We start from the raw sequence: 18,892 nt of genomic DNA, 5'->3' as shown, positions 1-18,892 counted from the left end.
TCAGGCGCCCCAGCCCGCCTGCGTGCCGCCGACGCGCTCGGCCGTGATCTTCTCCTGGTAACCGGACGCCGCGTAGGCCGCCATCGGGTCGGCCGACAGGCCCTTCGACTCCCGCCACGCGGCCAGGTCGGCCCGCACATCGGTGGAGAAGGCGTCCATGAAGACGCCGTGCGCGGCCAGCACGTCGTGGTCCTGCTGCGCCTGGCCGAGTGCCTCGCGGTCGACGAGCAGCGCCCGGGCGAGCATCTCCTGCACGTTGAGCACCGAGCGGATCTGGCCGGGCACCTTGAGCTCGAGGTTGTGGCACTGGTCGAGCATGAACACGACGCCGGAGTCGGCGTCCAGCGCACCACCGCGCACGCACTCGTACATGATGCGGAAGAGCTGGAACGGATCCGCCGAACCCACGATCAGGTCGTCGTCGGCGTAGAACCGGCTGTTGAAGTCGAAGCTGCCGAGGCGTCCGAGCCGCAGGAGCTGCATGACGATGAACTCGATGTTCGTGCCCGGCGCGTGGTGGCCGGTGTCGAGGCAGACCCGCGCCTTGTCACCCAGCGCCAGGCACTGGACGAGCGAGGTGCCCCAGTCCGGCACATCGGTGTGGTAGAACGCCGGCTCGAAGAACTTGTACTCCAGCACGAGGCGTTGGTCGTCACCGAGCTGGGCGTAGATCTCGGCGAGCGCCTCGGCCATGTGGTCCTGGCGGGCTCGCAGGTCGTCCTGGCCCGGGTAGTTGGTGCCGTCCGCCAGCCAGATCTTCAGGTCGGTCGAGCCGGTCGCCTTCATCACCTCGATGCAGTCGAGGTGGTGGTCGATCGCGCGGCGCCGGACGCCGGCGTCCGAGTTGGCGAGCGAGCCGAACTTGTACTCGTCATCCTGGAACGTGTTCGAGTTGATCGTGCCGATCTTCACGCCGAGGTCGGCGGCGTGCTGCTTCAGCGCGTCATAGTCGTCGACCTTGTCCCACGGGATGTGCAGGGCGACGGCCGGGGCGAGCCCGGTCAGCTCGTGCACCTTGGCGGCGTCCGCGATCTTCTCCCACGGGTCGCGCGGCGTGCCCGGCGTGCCGAACACGCGGAAGCGGGTGCCGGAGTTGCCGTAGGCCCACGACGGGACCTCGATGGCGAGCTTCTCGAGCTGGGCGAGCTGGTCGGTCGTGAAAGTCATGTCAGGCTCCTGTCCTGGTCGACGTGGTGGCGGGCGGGTAGTTGGCGTGGGTCGGCAGACCGGCGGCGGTGAGTTGTGCGTCGAGGTTGAACACCTCAGGCAGGGTGACGAACCCCTCGTCGGGAGGCGCGTCGGCATCGGCGAAGAGGGCGCCCATCTCTGCCTGCCAGGCGGCGTTGACCTCCGTGGCAGCCATCCGGCGCTGCGCCGCGTCCAGGCTGTCGTCCACCTCGACGACGCCAATCAACAGGCCGTCGTCGTCGAGGAAGAGGGAGTAGTCGCGCCAGCCGGTGTCGCGCAGGGCTTCGAGCATGGCGGGCCAGACCGCCGCGTGGGCGTCCTTGTAGGCGTCGAGCAGCGCGGGGTTGACCTGGGAGCGGAAGCAGATGCGGGCCATTCGTCCCCCTTTGGCGTCGTGGCTCATTCCGATGGTTCATTCCATGAAACGATTCATGGGCAGCCTAGGCGATGCGCCTCCCGGTGTCAACCGTCCGCCCATCGTGGCGGTCACTCCACCGCGCCGGAGCCGGTGAGGCGCACCTCCTCCAGATCGAGGCTCGCCTGCACCTGTCTCAGCACGGCGTCGTCGATCGTGCCCTCGTTGCGCAGCCGGACGACCGTGGCGCGCTTGTGCCCGATCACCGCCACGCGCAAGGCCCGGTACTGGCTGTGCGCGTCGGCGACCCGGGTGCGAAACTCCTCGTCCTCGGGGTCGATCTGCTCGAGATGGGTGCGGATCTCGGCGGTGACGTCGTCGATGACCTCGGACGCGATGCCCAGCTCCCGGGCCAGGGACGGCAACGCGTCGAACGCCTCACGGCTGGCGACGCGTCGGGCAAGGGCGAGCTCGTCCTCGGCGGAGGTGTCCTGTGGCAACCGGGCCCACCGCACCACCGCGGGCAGGGCCAGACCCTGGAGCACGATCGAGGTGACCACGACGCCCGCCACCACGAACACGATCATGTCGCGGTGGGGCCAGACGCCCACACCGTCGGCCGCCAGCGGCACCGACAGGGCGACGGCCAGCGACACCGCGCCGCGGAACCCGGCCACCGTGCTGACCACACGGGCGCGATTGGTGGTGCGCAGCGTCCGCTGGTGGGGACGTCGGTCGAGGAACCGGATGAGGTAGGCGCTCGTCACGAGGAAGGCGAACCGCACTGCTGTCATGGCGACGTACACCGCCACCGTCACCAGCATGCCGGTGCCGATGCTGGCTGCGGAGAGTCCCCCCACGGCGATGGGCAATTCCAGCCCGATCAGCACGAACAGAGCGCCGTTGAGCAGAAAGGTGGTCAGGGTGAAGAACGGTGTCGCGTGCTGGCGCGATTGGGCGTTCACCACGAGGGGCGACATCCGCACCCAGAGCAAACCACAGGCGACCACGGCCAGGACCCCGGAGGCCCCCATCTCCTCGGCCACCAGATAGAGGATGAACGGCGTCAGCACGATGAACACGGCGTTGAGCAGCGGATCGGTGAGCCGACGGCGGATCTGGAACAGCAGCCACCCACCCGCCAGCCCCACGGCCAGGCCGCCGAAGAACGAGACGGAGAACAGCACCGTCACGTGCCCGGGCGTGATCGCTTCCTCGTGCGTCGTCAGCGACAGGGCCAGGGCGTAGAGCACCAGCGCGGTGCCGTCGTTGATCAGGGACTCCGACTTCAGGACGCCGGCCGTCCGGCTCGGCAGGTCGCGGCCGAGGGCGGCGACGGCGGTGGCGTCCGTGGGTGCAAGGGCGGCGCCGATGATCCAGGCCGTCTCCCAGGGCAGGCCCAGCAGGTGCGCCACCCAGGCGATGGCGGCGGCGGTCACGACGACGAGCAGGATTCCGGAGAGCAGGATGCCACGGAAGAACCGGCGCAGCAGGCGTCCCGACGAGGTCAGCGCCTCCCAGAACAACAAGATGGGCAGGAAGAGCACCAGGACGGCCTCGGCCGGCAACTCGATGCCGCGCAGCTGGGGCACCAACGCCAGCGCCAACCCGGCCACGACGAGCGTGATCGGGGAGGCGATGCCGGTGCGCCGCGCCACCACGCTCCCGACCAGCAGGGCCACGCCCAGCGCCACCACGATCTGCAGGGCCTCCACGCGTCCCTCCCCTCTCGACGGTGCGCACCGCACCGCCCACATGATGCACCCCGCCGCCCAGGGGTGCCGCGACACGCTCACTTCGGTCTCAAACTCCAGCTCCGAACCGGAGTTCGGGACCGGAGGCAGCGTGTCGGCGCCCCCCTGGTCACGCGCCACCCGCACCCCCGCGTCAGGTACGCTCACCCCAGCTGGATCGGTTCAAGGGAGGCTTCGTGGCTGTCAGCGTGAAGGACGTGGCCGCGCACGCCGGTTTGTCCGTGGGCACGGTGTCGAATGTCCTCAACCGCCCCGAGAAGGTCGCCGAAGCCACGCGCGTCAAGGTGCTGGACGCCATCGCCGAGCTCGGGTTCGTGCGCAACGAGGCCGCCCGGCAGTTGCGCGCCGGCCTGAGCCGCACGGTCGGTCTGCTGGTGCTGAACCCCGCCAACCCCTTCTTCACCGACATCGCCGAGGGCGCCGAGCAGTATGCCGGTGAGCACGCCATCTCGATCCTCACCGGCAGTTCGGCCGAGGATCCCTCCCGCGAGGATCACTACCTCGAGCTGTTCGAGCAACAGCGCGTCCGCGGCATTCTCGTCAGCCCGGTGGGCGACGTCACCGGGCGCCTGACCCGCATGCGCCAGCTGGGCATCGCCGGCGTGCTGGTTGACCGCGACCACACCGGCGGACGCTTCTCGTCGGTCTCGGTCGACGACGTGCTCGGCGGCCAGCTCGCCCTCACCCATCTCGCCGACCTCGGCCACACCCACGTCGGCTTCGTCGGTGGGCCGTCCTCCCTCCCCCAGGTGGCCGACCGGCTCGAAGGCGCCTGCCGCGCCGCGGGTGAGCGCGGCGTGCGCCTGGAGCACCTCGAGGTCAGCTCATTGCACCTGCGGTGTGGACGCGAGGCGGGGCTCCGCCTCTTGGACCGGCCTGCCGCCGAACGCCCCACCGCCCTGTTCGCCGCCAACGACCTCGTTGCCCTCGGCCTGCTGCAGGCGCTGCTCGGCGCCGGCGTCCGCGTGCCGCAGGACATGGCGCTCGTGGGGTACGACGACATCGACTTCGCGGCCGGCGCCGCCGTGCCGCTCACGTCCATCGCGCAGCCCAGCCACGAGATCGGCACGCGCGCCATGGAGTTGTTGTTGGCCGAGTCCGACGATCCGGAGCGCCCCCGCGAACACGTCGTGCTGACGCCCACCCTGGTCGTCCGGCGATCCACGGACGCCGACGCCCCCATCTCCTGATGGCCCTCCCCCTCGCCCTGCCGATCGAGCCGATGCTGGCGCGGTCGGTGCCGAACATCCCGGAGGGCCGCCCCGGAGAATTCGCGTACGAGCCCAAGTGGGACGGCTTCCGTTGCATCGTCGCCCGCGACGGCGACCACGTCGACCTGTGGAGCCGCAGCCGCAAACGCCTCACCGAGTATTTCCCCGACGTGGCGGACGCCGCGCGTCGCCACCTGCCGCCGCAGGTGGTGCTGGACGCCGAGCTGATCGTCCGCACAGGTGCGACGGGGGCGGAGCGTCTCGACTGGGAGGCCCTCAGCCTGCGCATCCACCCCGCCCGGAAGCGGGTGGTCGAGCGGGCCGCGCTGACCCCCGCCGAGCTCGTCTGCTTCGACCTCCTGGCGCTGGCCGACGTCGACCTCACCAGCCTGCCCCAGGCCACCCGCCGCGACGCGCTGGCCCAGGTGGTGGGCGGGATGGCGGACGCCGGCGTCCACCTGAGCCGCACGACGAACGACGCGGCCGAGGCCCGGGCCTGGTTCGAGCGATTCGAGGGCGCCGGGCTGGACGGGGTGGTCGCCAAGCCGACCGCCTCTCCGTACGCCCCGGGCCGTCGAACGATGCTGAAGGTCAAGCACGAGCGCACGGCTGAGGCGGTCGTGATCGGTTACGGCCGCTCACGGTCGGGCCACGGGGTCGGCTCGTTGCACCTCGGGCTGTACACCTCCGGGGTGCTCGTGCCGGTGGGCGGCATCGGCGCGTTGCCGGACGCCGCGCGCGCCCAGTTGGTGGACGCCCTCGCCCCCCTGGTGCTCACCGGATCCGAGGCGGACGCCGCGCCCGCACCGGCGCAGCTGACCCGCGCCGGCGTCCGTGACTTCGTTCCGCTGCGCCCCGAGCTGGTGGTCGAGGTCGCCTTCGACCAGCTTGAGGGAGCCCGGTTCCGCCACGCAGTGACCTTCCGGCGCTGGCGTCCCGACCGCGACCCGGAATCCTGCCTGCTCGACCAGATCGAGCGCGCCCCGGCCTATGACCTGGCCGACGTCCTGGGGTGAGGACGCCGTCGTCAGCCGCAGGTGACCGCTTGAACCCCACTTCGCTCCCCGCCCGTAGCGCTGCCCTTTGTGCTGCGAGAGCATCGCCATGCTCGGGGAGCGAAGTGTCCCAAGCCGGGGAGCAGCGCTACGACAAGGGAGCCCCGCGGCCCCAGGGGAGCGAGGTGTACCCCGCGCGAGACGCCCGTTGGCCGGTCCCACCCGGTGACGGCCGGGCGTCCTCGCTCCTCACCAGTGCCGGGGCGGCGTCACTCCGCTGCGACGGCGGCGGCGTCCGCCCGGGCTGCCGCACGACGCTCCTCCAGCTCGGCAATGACGCCCGGGTAGATCTTCTCCAGGTCGAAGCGCCACAGCAGCAGCCACTGGATCAGCGCCAGCAGTCCGGGGATCCACATCGAGAACGCAAGGATGCCCAGGTAGGCCGGGGTCTCCTGCGCGGGCAGGGACGGGTCGTAGGCGGTGGCCGCCAGGATCCAGCCGATCATCGCCGCGCCCACGCCGGCGCCGATCTTGCCACCGAAGTTGCTGGCGCTGGCATTCAGGCCGGCGAGGTTGTGGCCGAACTTCAGCTCGTTCCATTCCGCGATGAGCGACACCAGCACGATGGTGTTCACCATCATGGCGATGCCACCGAGCCCACCGAGCGCGCCGCCGACGAGCACGACGGTCAGGTTGGCGGGCGCGAGCGAACGGATCACGAACGACACGACCGTGAGCACCAGGCTCCAGCGCAGCACATTGGTGAGGCCGAACCGCTTGTTGAGCGGGCCGATGGCGGCGAAGCCGACAACGTAGGGCAGCAGCCCGACGGTGCCGAGCAGGGCGACGATGTTCTCATCCCCCATCACCCACTTGGCCCAGTAGACACCCGACGCGCCGCCGAGACCCCACACCATGTTGGCGAGCAGACCGAAAATCAGCAGCTTCACCCAGTAGGGGTTGCGCAGCAGGAACAACAGGCCCTCCCGGACCGGGGGCGCCGCCTCCGTCGACGACTCGGCGGCCACCTCGTTGCGCTCGCGGGTGCCGAGGAAGACGATGAGGGACGCCAGCCCCGCGATCACACCGAAGGCGATGCCCAGCTTCTGCCAGGCCGCCTGGTCACCGCCGAGCATGTTGGACAACGGCACGGCGAAGATGGACAGCACCGCCCCTGCCAGGAAACCCGCGATGGCGCGGAACAGCCCCCTGGACCCCCGCTCCTGGGAGCTCTTCGTGGCGTACACCATCAGCACGGCGTAGGGGATGCCGAGCGCGGTCGCCACCACCCCGGTGGCCAAGATGTTCGTGCCCAGCGCCCAGGCGAGCTGAGTGCCGTCCGAGGCGCCGCTCGGCACGGTGAACAGCAGCGGAACCACCACGGCCGCAGGCAGGGCCATCCACAGGAACCAGGGCCGGGCCTTGCCCCAGCGGGTGTTGGTCCGGTCGACCAGCGGGCCCATGACGAGGTCGGTGAACGCGTCGACGATCTTGGCGAGGAAGATCGCCAGGCCCGCGGTGCCGGCCGCCATGCCCACCTTGTCGGTGTAGACGAACACGAGCAGGCCGACAAGGCCGGTGATCGAGTTCATGGCCACCTGAGCGAAGGCGTCGGCCAGGTAGTTGCCCGGCCGCACGGATTTCTCGACGCCCAGGCTGTCGGTGGTGGAACGGATCTTCTTCATTGAGGTTCCTCTCGTGATGCGGCGTGGACGCCGTGCGGATGGGTCGGGCGGCGCGGACCGCCGCGGTGGTTCGGGGTGGGGAGCGGTCGGGTCAGGAGCTGGTTTCGTCGCCGGCGACGGCGGCGCGGAGGGCGTCCTCGAGCCCGGCGGGCACACCGGGGATGAAGCCGAGCAGCCCCGCGAGCGTGACCGACCCGGCCTGCGGGTCGGTCGGGTCGATGGGGATGCCGGGCAGGTAGGTGTCCAGCGCGGCGCGGACGCGCCCCCAGGCATCGGGATCGGCGCCGACGTCGGCCAGGGTGGAATCCATCGACAGCTCGACGGCGGACACCACCGGGATCGCGTAGGTCCAGCTGTGCTCGCCAGCACCGACGTCCAGCACGACGCCCTCCGGGTGGTCGGGCAGCACGACGCGCGCGGTGCAGCCCTCCGGGACGAGCACGTCAACGGTCACGGTGTCGCCCTCGCGCCGCCAACCGGCGGACGCCGGACCGTGCGGCGTCTCGAGCCGCGCCGAGGCGTGGTCGAGCCCCGGCCCGGGCTGCGGCGCGACGTCGAGCGTCCGGTAACCGGCCTCCCCCGGCGCCAGCCCGGCGACAATGCGGTGCAGCCAGTCGGCCACCGCGCCGAGCGCGTAGTGGTTGAACGAGGTCATCCCGGACGGGTTGACCGTGCCGTCGGGCAGCAGGGAATCCCAGCGCTCCCAGATCGTGGTGGCCCCGAGCGTCACGGGGTGCAGCAGCGACGGGCTCTGGGTCGACAGCAGCATGCGATAGGCGGTGTCCACCTGCCCGGCGCGGGTGAGGGCGTCCATCACCAACGGCGTCCCGGCGAAACCGGTGGCGATGCGGAAGCCGTCCTTCGCCACGATCTGCGCCAGGTGGCGTCCCGCCCGCTCGACCTGGTCGGCGTCCAGCAGCTCGAAGCTCAACGCCAGCGCGTACGCCGTGGCCGACTCGTTCACCAGCCGGCCGTGCGCCGTCACGTACTCGGCGCGGAACGCCGCCCGGACGCGCTCGGCCAGTGCCGTGAACGTCGCGGCGTCCGCGTCGCGCCCCAGGACGCCGGCGGTGTCGGCCATGATCCGCGTCATGCGGGCGAAGAACGCCTGGGCGACCAGATGCGGGTCGGTCTTGCCCTCGGTCGGCCGGTCGGCGGGGGCGTCCGGGTCGAGCCAGTCGCCGAACTGGAAGCCGGACGACCACAGGCCGTCGGCGTCCAGCAGCCCCTCGACCTGGCGGATGAACGCCACCATCGAGTCGTACTGGCGCTCCAGGATGGCCGGGTCGCCGTAGGCGCGGTAAAGGGCCCAGGGCAGGCCGACCGCGACGTCGCTCCACAGGGCCGTGGGCGAGGAGTCGTAGGCGAAGCAGTCCGGCACGACCCACGGGACGAAGCCGCGGTCGGCCTGCTCGGCGGCGAGGTCGTCCAGCCACGAGCCGAGGACACCGCGGACGTCGTACAAGAACGCGGCGGTGGGGGCGAAGGCGTGGATGTCGCCGGTCCAGCCCAGGCGTTCGTCGCGCTGAGGGCAGTCGGTGGGCAGGCCGACGAAGTTGTCGCGCATGCTCCACACCACGTTGCTGTGGAAGCGGTTGAGGAGATCGCTGGACGACGTGAAGTGGCCGAGGCGCGGCATGTCGCTGTGGACGACGCGGGCGGTCAGGTCGGACGCCGCCAGCTCACCCGGCCAGCCCTCCACCTCCACGTAGCGGAAGCCGTGGTAGGTGAACCGGGGCTCCCACTCCTCCACCCCGCCGCCGCGCAGCGTGTAGCTGTCGGTGGCGCGGGCCGAGCGCAGCGGAGCGTAGGCGGGCTCGCCGTGCTCGAGCACCTCCGCGTGCCGCAGCGTGATCGTGGTGCCCCGCGGGCCCTCGACCCGCAGCCGCACCCACCCGGAGATGTTCTGCCCGACGTCGACGACCGTGCGCCCGGACGGCGAGGTGGTGATCGCCACGGGTGCCAGGTTCTCGACCACGCGGATCGGTTCGAACGTGCGGGGCACGAGCCGGCCGAGGTCCACGGGGACGCGCTCGGCCGGGGCCCAGGTTCCGTCCTCGTACCCTGGTTCGCACCAACCGGTCAGCTCGCGCCTCGCGTCGTAGACCTCACCGTCGTAGATGCTGTCGGCGAGGAGAGGGCCCTCGCGGGTGACGCGGAAGTCGTCGGAGAGGACGCGCACCGTGCGGTCGGCGTAGGTGAGCTCCAGCTCGGCGAACACCGCGGCGCGGTCGGCGAACAGGTTGAACTTGCTGCCGGGGGCATCCCAGTCGGCGAGGCGTCCGCGCGCCCAGCCCTGGCCGACGACGGCGCCCAGCACGTTCTCACCGGTGTGGATGCGATCGGTCACGTCATGGGTGCTGACGACGATCCGGTGGCGGTAGGACGTCCAGCCGGGGGCGAGCACCTCGTCACCGACCCGGGCGCCGTTGAGCCAGGGTTCGACCACACCGAGAGCGGTGACGGCCAGGGTGGCGCGGATCGGGGCCTCGTCCACCACGAAGGCGAGGCGGAACCATGCCGCGGGGTCATCCGGGGCAGACGTGCCGGCCGGAGCAACAAAGGATGCGTGCCACATCATCGGGACTTCCTCACTAGAGCGTGCTAGTTGAATCGATGAAAAGGTAACACGGCAAACTAGCGCGTGCAAGTGGGCGAAGGCAGAATGGGGGGCGGGAGCGGCCAACCGGTTGCACACCCCGCGTGAAAGGACCCCCATGGCTCGCCGCATCACCGCCCGCGACATCGCCGACGAGGTCGGCGTCTCCCGGGCCACCGTCGGCTTCGTCTTGAACCGGACGCCGGGCCAGTCGATCTCACCCGATGTGCAGGACCGGGTGCGGGCCACCGCGGAGCGCCTGGGCTACCGGCCCCACCGGGGCGCGCAAACCCTGGCCCGCGGCGCCAGCCACGTGGTGCTCTACCGCCTCCCGGACTGGCCGATGGGCCACGCGATGCGGCTCCACCTGGCCGAGTTCACCCGCCTGCTCGGTGAGGCGGGCTACGCCGTCGTCACCGAGACCATCACCGCAGCACCCGCCGTGCGGCCGCTGTGGGAGGTGGTCGACCCGGACGCGGTCGTCCAGCCCGTCCCGCTCTCCGAGGAGGAGTCGCGCGCGTTGGCCACCCTGACCATCACCCGGGTGGTCGCACCGACGGCCGCGGTCGACGAGGCGGCCTACGGGTTGGTCGAGGGAACGCGCCACCAGGTGCGTCACCTGACCGGGCTCGGCCACCGCCGGCTGGCGTTCGCACGGCCCGGCGACCCGCGGCTGGCCGGCCTGGCCGGGCTTCGTGCGACGGCGGCGCAGCAGGAGGCCCGCGACGCCGGCTGCGGCGAGCTGGTGGTGGTGGACACCCCGGCGTCGGCGACGGAGGCGGTGGCGGCCCTGGCCGAGGTGACGGACGCCGGCGCCACGGGCGTCGTGGCCTACGACGACGATGTGGCCGCCGCGCTGATCGGGGCGGCGGCGCTGGCGGGGGTGGCCGTGCCGGCCGAGCTCTCGGTCGTCGGGCACGACAACGCGCCCCTGTGCGACCTCGTCGTCCCGGCGCTCACGTCGGTCTGGATCGACCACCGCGACCTCGGACGCCGCACGGCCGAGGCGGTGCTCTCCCTGCTGACCGATCGGGACGCGCCGACGCGGGAACCCATCGTGACCCACCTCGCCGAGCGCTGCTCCACGGCTCCGATGCCCCCCAAGCCCTCATCGCCCCCAGCGCCGCCCCGGGACGCCGGCGCCTGAGGTCTGGCCCCAAGCCACGAGAGCAGCGCGGCCTTGCGGGTCAGGCGAACGACTCCACGGACTGCCCGGCCTGCATGGCGGCGAACATCTCCTTGGCGCGCGCCTCGTCCCACAACACGCTCGACCCCGCGGACGTGTGCGCGTTGGCATTCCCCACCGGAACCGACAGTTGGACGCCGTCGCCGCCGGCGATGCGGACGGCGGCGGTCCCCAACCCAGCGAGTTGGCCGATGCCGGTGTCGCGGCCGACCGTGACCGACTGCGACAGCGCCCGGTTGACCCCCCACCAGCGCCAGGGCAGCAGCACGGTGGCGGGCGACACGGTCTTCTTCGCCAGGGCACCGAGCATCTCGCGCTGCCGTTCGGCGCGGCCGAGGTCCCCGCGCGGATCGGCCTTGCGCATGCGCACGTAACCGAGCGCCGTCACCCCGTCCATCTGCTGGCAGCCGGCGGGGATGTCGAGGTTCGAGTCCCGGTCGTTGATGGCCTCGGCCGGGCACATCTCGATGCCGCCCACGGCGTCCACGGCGTTCACGAAGCCACCGAAGCCGATCTCCGCGTACCCATCGACCTGCACGCCGGTGCTCTGCTCGATCGTCGCCACGAGCAGTTCGGGCCCTCCCAGGGAGTAGGCCGCGTTGATCTTGTTCTTGCCGTGCCCGGGGATGGTCACGAAGCTGTCGCGCGGCACTGAGATGAGCGCCGCCCGGCCGTCGCGCGGCAGGTACAGCATCATGATCGTGTCGGTCCGCTGCCCGGCATCGTTGCCCGTGCCGAGGCGGTTCTGCTCCTCCTCGCTGAGGCCGGCCCGCGAGTCCGACCCGGCCAGCACGAACACCTGCCCCGGCTGGGAGGCCGGCCGTTCCCCCTCGGGAGTCGCATCCACGCGCGGCATGAACGGCCACGTCACCAGCGGGATGCCCAGGAGGTAGGCGAGCACGACGGCCACGATCGTCACCCCCACGCGTCGCCGACTCCCCCGGCGCACGCGGCCCCGCGACGCCGCCGCGGTCATCGAGCCGCCGGTCGCCATCGGACGCGAACCCTGCGGCGGGCCCGGCGGGCGACCCGGGATGCCGGGTGGACGCCCACCCGCGCCGGTCGGTCGCCCGGCCGGCCCGGCGGTGCCCCGCGAGCCGTGGTGCGCCACGGGCGTCGGTGTTCCGTACCGGGTGTCGCCGCTGCGCCCCGCTTGCGGGGCCCTCCCCCGCCCGTCGCCGAGAACGGCCGGCGCGTCGACCTCCTGCTCGTACGCGTTCGGCGCGTATGGCCTCGGGGCGCGCACGGGCGGTGAGTCCGAGTTCAGGCCGTACGGGTCCTGCGCAAAGGGATCCTGAGCATAGGGATCCTGCGCAGTGGGGTTGCGCCCCCCATCGAAGGACGCGCGCTGCGACGGAGCCCGGTCGCGGCCGCCGTCGTCGCGCCGGCGGGTCGCCTCGGCGTCGCCGTCGGCATAGCGGCCGCGGCGGTAGAGCCAGTCCTCGTCGTCGTTTCGCGTCACCCGTCCACCGTACGGGCCCCACCCGCCCTCACCATCGAACCGCGGTCGGAATTCACGTCCGTGCCGCCCGACCGCGGGGGCACCCGGCTCAGAACCCGACGGCGCGCACCTCGCCGACCCGCTCGCCGTGCCCCAGCACGGGCACGAGGCCGAGCGCGTCGCAGGCCGACGCGTCCTCGCCGAGGCTCCGCAGCACGGCGGCCGCCACGGTGCGTCCGGCCCGGAACCCGTCCCCGACCTTCACGGCCACGCCGCGTCCGTCCGGCAACCCCACGGCGAAGACGCCCTCGGCACCCTCCTTGGCGATCACGCCGGGCGCCGCCCGCATCAGCTCGGTGTCCGGGCGTCCGTCGCCGCCCACGAAGGCGGGGTGCGCGCGCATCGCGTCCGCCACCTGCCGCTCCGGGCCGCCCGTCGCCGCAGCGAGACGCCCGAACGCCCTCGCCAACCCCGCGAACGCGAACCCGTGCAGCGGCGCCCCGCAGCCGTCCACGGCTGTGACCGAGACCTTCTCGCCGGTCAGGTCCTCGACCGTGGTGACGATGAGGCGCTGCACGGGGTGCGCCACCCCGAGGTAGTCGGCCGTCGGCCACCCCGCCGCCACGCAGGCCGCGAGCATGCCGGCGTGTTTGCCCGAGCAGTTCTGGGCCAGCGACTCCTTGCCGCGCCCGGCCACCAGCCACGCGGCCCGGCTCGCCTCGCCCAGAGGCAGGTCGGGGGTGTTCTGCAGGTCGGCCACCCCCAGGCCGGACGCCGCCAGCATCGCCTCGACGCCGGCCAGGTGCGCCGGCTCGCCGGAGTGGGACGCGCACGCGAGCGCCAGGTGCTCCCCGGCCAACGGGGCGCCGGCCCGCAGCATGCCGAGGGCCTGCCCCGGCTTGAGCGACGAGCGGGGCAGCACGGTCGTCGCGGGGTTGCCCACGGCCCGGATCACCGCACCGTCGGCGTCCGTCACCACCGCGATGCCGTGGTGCACCGACTCGACGAAACCGTTCCGGACCACTTCCGCCACCACGGGCGCCTCGCGCAGACTCACGGGCAGATTGTGGCACCTCGGCCCCACCCGTGCGGCGGCAACAACCTTCCTTAATTTTTCCTGAGGACTCTCACCTGCCACTCTGGAGGTGTGAAGCGTGGAATCCAGACCCTGTTGCTCTCGACCGGCGCCGTGTGCGTCGCCCTGGGCGGCATCACCACCCTCACCGCGGCCCCGGCGGGTGCGACCAACCCGGTGCCCGCCGTGGCGACGACCGCTCAGGCGGACGCGACGGCGTCCGAGCTGGTGGACAGCCGACTGGCCGGAGAGCTCGCGTCCCGCAGCAGCGACCGCACCGACCCGGCCGCGGCCGCCGACGCGCGCAGCGCCCAGCTCACCGCCACCGCGCAGGCCATCGCCGATCGCGAGGCCGCGATCGAGGCCGAGCGCCAGGCCGAGATCGACCGCCAGGCCGCGGAGCGGGCGGCGTTCATCGCGACGCAGGGTTACACCCCCGAGACGACGGAGCCGAAGGAGATCGCCCGCCAGATCGCGGCCAACTCCTACGGCTGGGGTGAGGACCAGTTCACCTGCTACAACAACATCATCATGCGCGAGTCGATGTGGGACACCTTCGCCGACAACCCGACCTCCAGCGCCTACGGCATCCCGCAGGCCCTGCCCGGCAGCAAGATGGCCAGCGAGGGTGCGGACTGGGAGACCAACCCGGCCACCCAGATCAAGTGGGGTCTGAAGTACGTCAAGGAGCGCTTCGGCACCCCCTGCAGCGCGTGGTCGTTCAAGCAGGCCAACGGCTGGTACTGAGACCCGCTCAGCGCACGGCGGGGGTCTCGTCGCCCGTCAGCACAGCGCCACCTTCGGCCACGTGCAGCACGTGCCCGGCCTGGCGCGTCGAGAGCCAGGCCTCGAGCCGGTGGGCCAGCGTGGCCAGCGCCCAGTTGATGAGCACGAAGATCACGCCGGCGACGAAGAACGCCACGATGATGTTGCCGTAGTTCGCCGCCAGGTTCTGTGAGCGCTGCAGCAGCTCGGCGTAGACGATCAGGTAGCCGAGCGCGGTGTCCTTCAACACGACGATCAGCTGGCTGACCAGGGCCGGCAGCATCGCCCGGATCGCCTGCGGCAGCAGGATCGAGCGCAGCGTCTGGCCGGGCGTGAGCCCGACGGCCAGGCCGGCCTCGGTCTGCCCCTTCGGCAGCGCGTGGACGCCGGAGCGCACCAGCTCGGCGATCACGGCGCCGTTGTACAGCGTCAGCCCGACGACGACGCCGGCCAACGAGGCCGCCTGGCCGCGCAGCACGCCGGAGTAGATGAAGGCGTAGTACGCGAACACCATCATCATCAGCACGGGCACGGCGCGGAAGAACTCCACGAGCACGCCGGACGCCGCACGCACCACCGGCTGCGCGGCGAGGCGTCCCACCCCCAGCAGCAGGCCGACCACGAGCGAGGTCACGACCGAGATCGCCGCGGCGGTGAGCGTGGCCTGCAGGCCGGGCAGGAGGTAGGCGGTCCAGGTCACAGGGTCGATGAACGGACGCCACATCGCCCACCGCAGCTCGTTGCGGAGCAGGTAGACGGCGCCGGCCACGAGGGCGGCGATCAGCAGGACGCCGACGACGGCCAGCACGCGGTGCCGCGCCCGGGCCCGGGGGCCGGGGAGGTCGAACAGCAGGTTCTGGGCGCTCATCGCAGCACCGCCGCCCGCTTGGACCACCAGGTGAAGAACATGCCGAGCGGCAGGGTGAGGATGACGAAGCCGGTCACCATGATCACGAAGATCGGCACGATCAGGTCGGAGTAGAACTCGATCATCGACTTCATCAGGGCCGCCGCCTCGGTCACCGAGATGGTGGCGACGACGGTGGTGTTCTTGCACAGGGCGATGAGCGTGCTGCCCAGCGGCGCGATGGCGCCGCGGAACGCCTGCGGCAGGATCACCTCGCGCAGCGATTGCCCGAAGCCCAGCCCGAGGGCGCGCGCCGCCTCGGCCTGGCCGAGCGGCACCGTGTTGATGCCCGAGCGCAGCGCCTCGGCGACCAGCGAGGAGTGGTACACCGCGATGGCGACCACCCCCATCGCAAAGTGCTGGTCGAGCAGGGTCGCCGGCGGCTCGGGGAGCAGCCGGATGTTCATCTTGATGAGCACTCCGAACGCGAAGAAGAACGCGATCAGCGTGAGCGGCGTGTAGAGGATGACGTTGGTCCACAGGGCCGCAGCCCTGCTGAACACCGCCACCGGCGACACCCGCATGACGGCCACGATCGTGCCGAGCACCAGCGCCCCGATGGCACCGTAGACCGTGAGCTGGATGGTCGTCCAGAACGCCGCCAGCACGTTGTAGTCGCTGAGCATCTGCATCAGGCGCTCCACGGGCGTCGCCTCCTATCGCGAACCGGGGGTGGAAGGGACCGAACCGGCCGCACCCGGTCTCGAGGGGCGGGGCGGCCGGTCGGCCGAACCGAGGGTCAGGCGCAGTCCTCGTCCACGCTGGGCGGGTTGCGGTCGTCCGGCTCGAACCCGGAGCGTCCGACGGTCTCGTCCAGGGCGGTCTGCCACGCCCCGTCCTCGATCATCTTCTCCAGCGCGGCGTTGACGGCCTCGCACCGCTCGGTCTCCCCCTTCGGCACGCCGACGCCGTAGCGCTCGGTGCTGAACGGGTTGCCGACGACGCGGAACTTGCCCTCCCACTGCGGCTGCGCCGCGTAGCCGGCGAGAATGACGTTGTCGGTGGTGAGGGCGTCCACGGCCCCGGAGTCCAGCGCGGAGACGCACAGCGAGTAGGTGTCGTACTCGATCAGCTCGACGTCCGGGTGCTCCTTCTTGACGTTCTCCGCCGGGGTGGAGCCCGCGACCGAGCACAGCCGCTTGCCGGTGAGGGTCTCCGGGCCGGTGATGGAGGTGTCGTCGGCGCGCACCAGCAGGTCTTGGCCCGCAATGAAGTACGGCCCGGCGAAGCTGATGCGCTCCTTGCGGGTGTCGGTGATCGAGTACGTGGCGAAGATCAGGTCGACCTGGTCGCCCTCCAGCATGGTCTCGCGCTGCGGCGAGGGCGCCTGGATGAACTCGATCTGGTCCTCGGGGTAGCCCAGCTCCCCGGCGACGTACGTGGCGACCTCGACGTCGAAACCGGTGAAGTTCGTGCCCTCCTGCAGGCCCAGCCCGGGCTGGTCGTACTTGATGCCGATGCGGATCGGGCCGGACGGGGCCGCGTCGCCCCCGGCCGTCGTGTCCGTGCCGGGTGCGGCCGCGCTGCCGCCACAGGCCGACAGGGTCAGGGCGAAGGCGGCCGCGCTGGCGGCCAGTGCCCAGGTGGTGGATCGGGTCATGGTCGGTCCTCTCTCAGGGGTGTGTCGTCGGGAGTGCGGGGCCGGACGCCGGCGGCGTCCGGGGCTGGGGGACGCCGGGCGTCAATGGGTGAGGATCTTGCTCAGGAAGTCCCGGGCACGGGTCGATTGCGGGCGGGTGAAGAACGATTCGGGGTCGGCCTCCTCGACGATCTGCCCGTCGGACATGAACACGACCCGGTCGGCGGCCTTGCGGGCGAACCCCATCTCGTGGGTGACGACGATCATGGTCATGCCGCGCTGGGCCAGGCCGACCATGACGTCCAGCACCTCGTTGACCATCTCGGGGTCGAGCGCCGAGGTGGGCTCGTCGAACAGCATGACCATCGGGTCCATCGCCAGGGCCCGGGCGATGGCGACACGCTGCTGCTGCCCCCCGGAGAGCTGGGCGGGGTACTTCGCGGCCTGGTTCGCCACCCCGACGCGCTCCAACAGCTCCATGCCGCGCTTCTTCGCGTCCTCGGTGCCGGACTTCTTGACCTTCACCGGCCCGAGGGTCACGTTCTCCAGCACGGTCTTGTGGGCGAACAGGTTGAACGACTGGAACACCATGCCCACCCGCGACCGTAGCCGGGCGAGCTCCCTGCCCTCCTCGGGCAGCACCTCACCCGCCACCTTGATCGTGCCGGAGTTGATGCCCTCGAGCCGGTTGATCGTGCGGCACAGCGTCGACTTGCCCGAGCCCGAGGGTCCGATCACGACGACCACCTCACCGGCACGGACGGTGAGGTTGATGTCGTTGAGCACGTGGAGATCGCCGAAGAACTTGTCGACGTGCTCCATCTCCACGACCGGCTGGGCAGCGGCAGGCGAGTCGGTCATGGGCGGCACCCTAGCGAGGCCGGGTGCACGGTGAGGTCGCGGAACGGTTACTTTCTGGTTGCAGCTACTTTCTGGTGGCAGCCGCCCGCCGGCTCCCCCGTGGTCGGTGGGACGCCCCTTCTAAGCTGGCGGGCAGGAGGTGGTTCTCGTGACCGACCCGAACCAGCGACCCGACGAGTGGCTCGCGCCGGACGCCGGCGCCGCGCAGCCCTCCTTCCCCAACTCCGCCACGCCGCCGCCCACCCCCGGTCACGCCCCGCAGCCCCAGCAGCCCTACCCCCCGGGCGCGCCGCAGCCGCCCTACCCGCAGGCGCAGCCCTACCCGCCGGCGCAGCCGTACCCGCCCCAGCCGTACCCGTTGGCGCCCCAGCAGGCCGGGATGAACGTCGTCTCCTGTTACCGCCACCCCGGCGTCCCGGCCGGAGTCGGCTGCCGGCGGTGTGGGCGTCCGATCTGCGGTGCCTGCATGGTGGAGGCCCCCGTGGGGCACCAGTGCCCCGAGTGCGTGGCCCGCGGCACCGCCGAGACGCGGCAGGCGACGCTGCCCTACGGCGGACGCCGCTCGGCCGATCCGACGCGCACGAGCATCGTGCTCATCGGGGTCAACGTGCTGGTCTGGGTCGTCGGATTCCTCACCGGCGGCGTCCGGAGCCCCCTGTTCAGCACCCTGTCGCTCTCTCCGACCAGCATCTGCCTGGCGGGCAACAGTTACTACCCGGGGTTCGACCGGGCGGCATGCGCGGCCTCGGGCGCCACCTACGTGCCGGGCGTCTCCGGCGGCGCGTGGTGGCAGCTGCTCACCAGCGCCTTCGTGCACGTGGACCTGATGCACATCGCCTTCAACATGCTGGCGCTGTGGTTCCTCGGCCCGAGCCTGGAGCGGGCGCTGGGTCGCGGCCGGTTCCTCGCGCTGTATCTCCTGGCAGCGCTGAGCGGCTCGGTGTTCGTGCTGTTCCTCTCCGATCCGCTCTCGCAGACGGCGGGGGCGTCCGGGGCCATCTTCGGCCTGCTCGGCGCGCTGCTGGTGCTGGCCGTCCGGGCGGGCGGCGACGTCCGCAGCCTGCTGATGTGGCTCGGTCTCAACGTGGCGATCACCGTCTTCGGCGCTTCCTGGATCTCGTGGCAGGGTCACCTCGGCGGGTTCGTGGGTGGCGCGGTGGTCGCGCTGCTGCTGATCGCGTTGCGGGGCCGCGGCCGCGAGCGGCTCCAGATCGGGGCGCTCGCCGGCCTGGGCGTGCTGCTGGGTGCCGCCACGCTCGTGTGGCAGCTCACGCTGGCCTGAGCGGCCCGG

The 18,892-nt window shown here is 71.7% G+C and carries 16 protein-coding genes; 5 read left to right on the top strand and 11 right to left on the bottom strand.

Features of this window, described 5'->3' with window-relative positions; genetic code table 11:
• From rhaI to PCC79_RS01005, 3 genes are all read right to left on the bottom strand, one after another.
• The gene (gene rhaI, locus PCC79_RS01015; protein WP_232548698.1) at positions 1–1,167 is read right to left on the bottom strand and encodes an L-rhamnose isomerase; all 1,167 of its coding nucleotides are present in this window, start codon (positions 1,165–1,167) and stop codon (positions 1–3) included.
• Between the two features lies 1 nt (position 1,168).
• On the bottom strand, positions 1,169–1,564 hold the full coding sequence (locus PCC79_RS01010; RefSeq protein WP_342372731.1) for an L-rhamnose mutarotase: 396 nt from the start codon (positions 1,562–1,564) through the stop codon (positions 1,169–1,171).
• Positions 1,565–1,674: 110 nt separating this feature from the next.
• Positions 1,675–3,258: a Na+/H+ antiporter gene (locus tag PCC79_RS01005; RefSeq protein ID WP_232548696.1), complete on the bottom strand. Its 1,584-nt coding sequence runs from the start codon at positions 3,256–3,258 to the stop codon at positions 1,675–1,677.
• 215 nt (positions 3,259–3,473) lie between these two features.
• Here PCC79_RS01005 and PCC79_RS01000 point away from each other — a divergent pair, with 215 nt between their 5' ends.
• Both PCC79_RS01000 and PCC79_RS00995 read left to right on the top strand, forming a co-directional pair.
• Positions 3,474–4,487 carry a LacI family DNA-binding transcriptional regulator gene (locus tag PCC79_RS01000; RefSeq protein ID WP_232548695.1) on the top strand — a complete coding sequence of 338 codons (1,014 nt, stop codon included), beginning with the start codon at positions 3,474–3,476 and terminating at the stop codon, positions 4,485–4,487.
• Positions 4,487–5,524 (top strand): ATP-dependent DNA ligase, encoded by a 1,038-nt coding sequence (locus PCC79_RS00995; protein ID WP_232548694.1) that lies wholly within the window; start codon positions 4,487–4,489, stop codon positions 5,522–5,524. The genes PCC79_RS01000 and PCC79_RS00995 overlap by 1 nt, the downstream gene beginning before the upstream one ends.
• 248 nt (positions 5,525–5,772) lie before the next feature.
• Here PCC79_RS00995 and PCC79_RS00990 read toward each other — a convergent pair whose 3' ends face one another.
• Complete coding sequence (locus PCC79_RS00990) at positions 5,773–7,188, bottom strand: MFS transporter (protein ID WP_232548693.1); 1,416 nt, start codon at positions 7,186–7,188, stop codon at positions 5,773–5,775.
• A gap of 91 nt (positions 7,189–7,279) precedes the next feature.
• Positions 7,280–9,769, bottom strand: a complete 2,490-nt coding sequence (locus PCC79_RS00985; RefSeq protein ID WP_232548692.1) for an alpha-L-rhamnosidase — start codon at positions 9,767–9,769, stop codon at positions 7,280–7,282.
• 136 nt (positions 9,770–9,905) lie between these two features.
• On the opposite strand from PCC79_RS00985, the gene PCC79_RS00980 reads away from it, so the two are divergent.
• Entirely contained in the window at positions 9,906–10,934 is a 1,029-nt protein-coding gene (locus PCC79_RS00980) for a LacI family DNA-binding transcriptional regulator (protein WP_232548691.1), read from the top strand.
• A 40-nt stretch (positions 10,935–10,974) separates the two neighbouring features.
• Here PCC79_RS00980 and PCC79_RS00975 read toward each other — a convergent pair whose 3' ends face one another.
• Complete coding sequence (locus tag PCC79_RS00975) at positions 10,975–12,435, bottom strand: LCP family protein (protein ID WP_342372730.1); 1,461 nt, start codon at positions 12,433–12,435, stop codon at positions 10,975–10,977.
• An 88-nt stretch (positions 12,436–12,523) separates the two neighbouring features.
• On the bottom strand, positions 12,524–13,471 hold the full coding sequence (locus PCC79_RS00970; protein ID WP_232548689.1) for an asparaginase: 948 nt from the start codon (positions 13,469–13,471) through the stop codon (positions 12,524–12,526).
• A gap of 90 nt (positions 13,472–13,561) precedes the next feature.
• Between PCC79_RS00970 and PCC79_RS00965 the strand changes: the two genes are divergently transcribed.
• Complete coding sequence (locus PCC79_RS00965; protein ID WP_232548688.1) at positions 13,562–14,236, top strand: hypothetical protein; 675 nt, start codon at positions 13,562–13,564, stop codon at positions 14,234–14,236.
• 7 nt (positions 14,237–14,243) lie between these two features.
• Here the strand turns inward: PCC79_RS00965 and PCC79_RS00960 are convergent, their stop codons facing one another.
• From PCC79_RS00960 to PCC79_RS00945, 4 genes are all read right to left on the bottom strand, one after another.
• A complete protein-coding gene (locus PCC79_RS00960; RefSeq protein WP_232548687.1) occupies positions 14,244–15,122 on the bottom strand; it encodes an amino acid ABC transporter permease in 879 nt (292 codons plus the stop codon).
• Positions 15,119–15,805 (bottom strand): amino acid ABC transporter permease, encoded by a 687-nt coding sequence (locus PCC79_RS00955; RefSeq protein ID WP_232548686.1) that lies wholly within the window; start codon positions 15,803–15,805, stop codon positions 15,119–15,121. Before PCC79_RS00955 ends, PCC79_RS00960 begins: the two co-directional genes overlap by 4 nt.
• A gap of 95 nt (positions 15,806–15,900) precedes the next feature.
• The gene (locus tag PCC79_RS00950) at positions 15,901–16,761 is read right to left on the bottom strand and encodes a glutamate ABC transporter substrate-binding protein (RefSeq protein ID WP_232548685.1); all 861 of its coding nucleotides are present in this window, start codon (positions 16,759–16,761) and stop codon (positions 15,901–15,903) included.
• Positions 16,762–16,842: 81 nt separating this feature from the next.
• Complete coding sequence (locus tag PCC79_RS00945; protein ID WP_232548684.1) at positions 16,843–17,601, bottom strand: amino acid ABC transporter ATP-binding protein; 759 nt, start codon at positions 17,599–17,601, stop codon at positions 16,843–16,845.
• Positions 17,602–17,749: 148 nt separating this feature from the next.
• On the opposite strand from PCC79_RS00945, the gene PCC79_RS00940 reads away from it, so the two are divergent.
• Positions 17,750–18,883 carry a rhomboid family intramembrane serine protease gene (locus PCC79_RS00940; protein ID WP_232548683.1) on the top strand — a complete coding sequence of 378 codons (1,134 nt, stop codon included), beginning with the start codon at positions 17,750–17,752 and terminating at the stop codon, positions 18,881–18,883.
• Positions 18,884–18,892: the final 9 nt, after the last annotated feature.

This window comes from Propioniciclava soli (genome assembly GCF_038502305.1).
Taxonomy (GTDB): domain Bacteria; phylum Actinomycetota; class Actinomycetes; order Propionibacteriales; family Propionibacteriaceae; genus Propioniciclava; species Propioniciclava soli.
Note: the sequence above shows the minus strand (reverse complement) of the source record. Positions and strands in the feature narration are given on the sequence as shown.

What these genes read in the sequence shown, in the direction of transcription:
- rhaI (WP_232548698.1), bottom strand. Translation starts at nt 1,167, where the DNA reads ATGACTTTCACGACCGACCAGCTCGCCCAGCTCGAGAAGCTCGCCATC.
- PCC79_RS01010 (WP_342372731.1), bottom strand. Translation starts at nt 1,564, where the DNA reads ATGGCCCGCATCTGCTTCCGCTCCCAGGTCAACCCCGCGCTGCTCGAC.
- PCC79_RS00995 (WP_232548694.1), top strand. Translation starts at nt 4,487, where the DNA reads ATGGCCCTCCCCCTCGCCCTGCCGATCGAGCCGATGCTGGCGCGGTCG.
- PCC79_RS00990 (WP_232548693.1), bottom strand. Translation starts at nt 7,188, where the DNA reads ATGAAGAAGATCCGTTCCACCACCGACAGCCTGGGCGTCGAGAAATCC.
- PCC79_RS00985 (WP_232548692.1), bottom strand. Translation starts at nt 9,769, where the DNA reads ATGATGTGGCACGCATCCTTTGTTGCTCCGGCCGGCACGTCTGCCCCG.
- PCC79_RS00980 (WP_232548691.1), top strand. Translation starts at nt 9,906, where the DNA reads ATGGCTCGCCGCATCACCGCCCGCGACATCGCCGACGAGGTCGGCGTC.
- PCC79_RS00960 (WP_232548687.1), bottom strand. Translation starts at nt 15,122, where the DNA reads ATGAGCGCCCAGAACCTGCTGTTCGACCTCCCCGGCCCCCGGGCCCGG.
- PCC79_RS00950 (WP_232548685.1), bottom strand. Translation starts at nt 16,761, where the DNA reads ATGACCCGATCCACCACCTGGGCACTGGCCGCCAGCGCGGCCGCCTTC.
- PCC79_RS00945 (WP_232548684.1), bottom strand. Translation starts at nt 17,601, where the DNA reads ATGACCGACTCGCCTGCCGCTGCCCAGCCGGTCGTGGAGATGGAGCAC.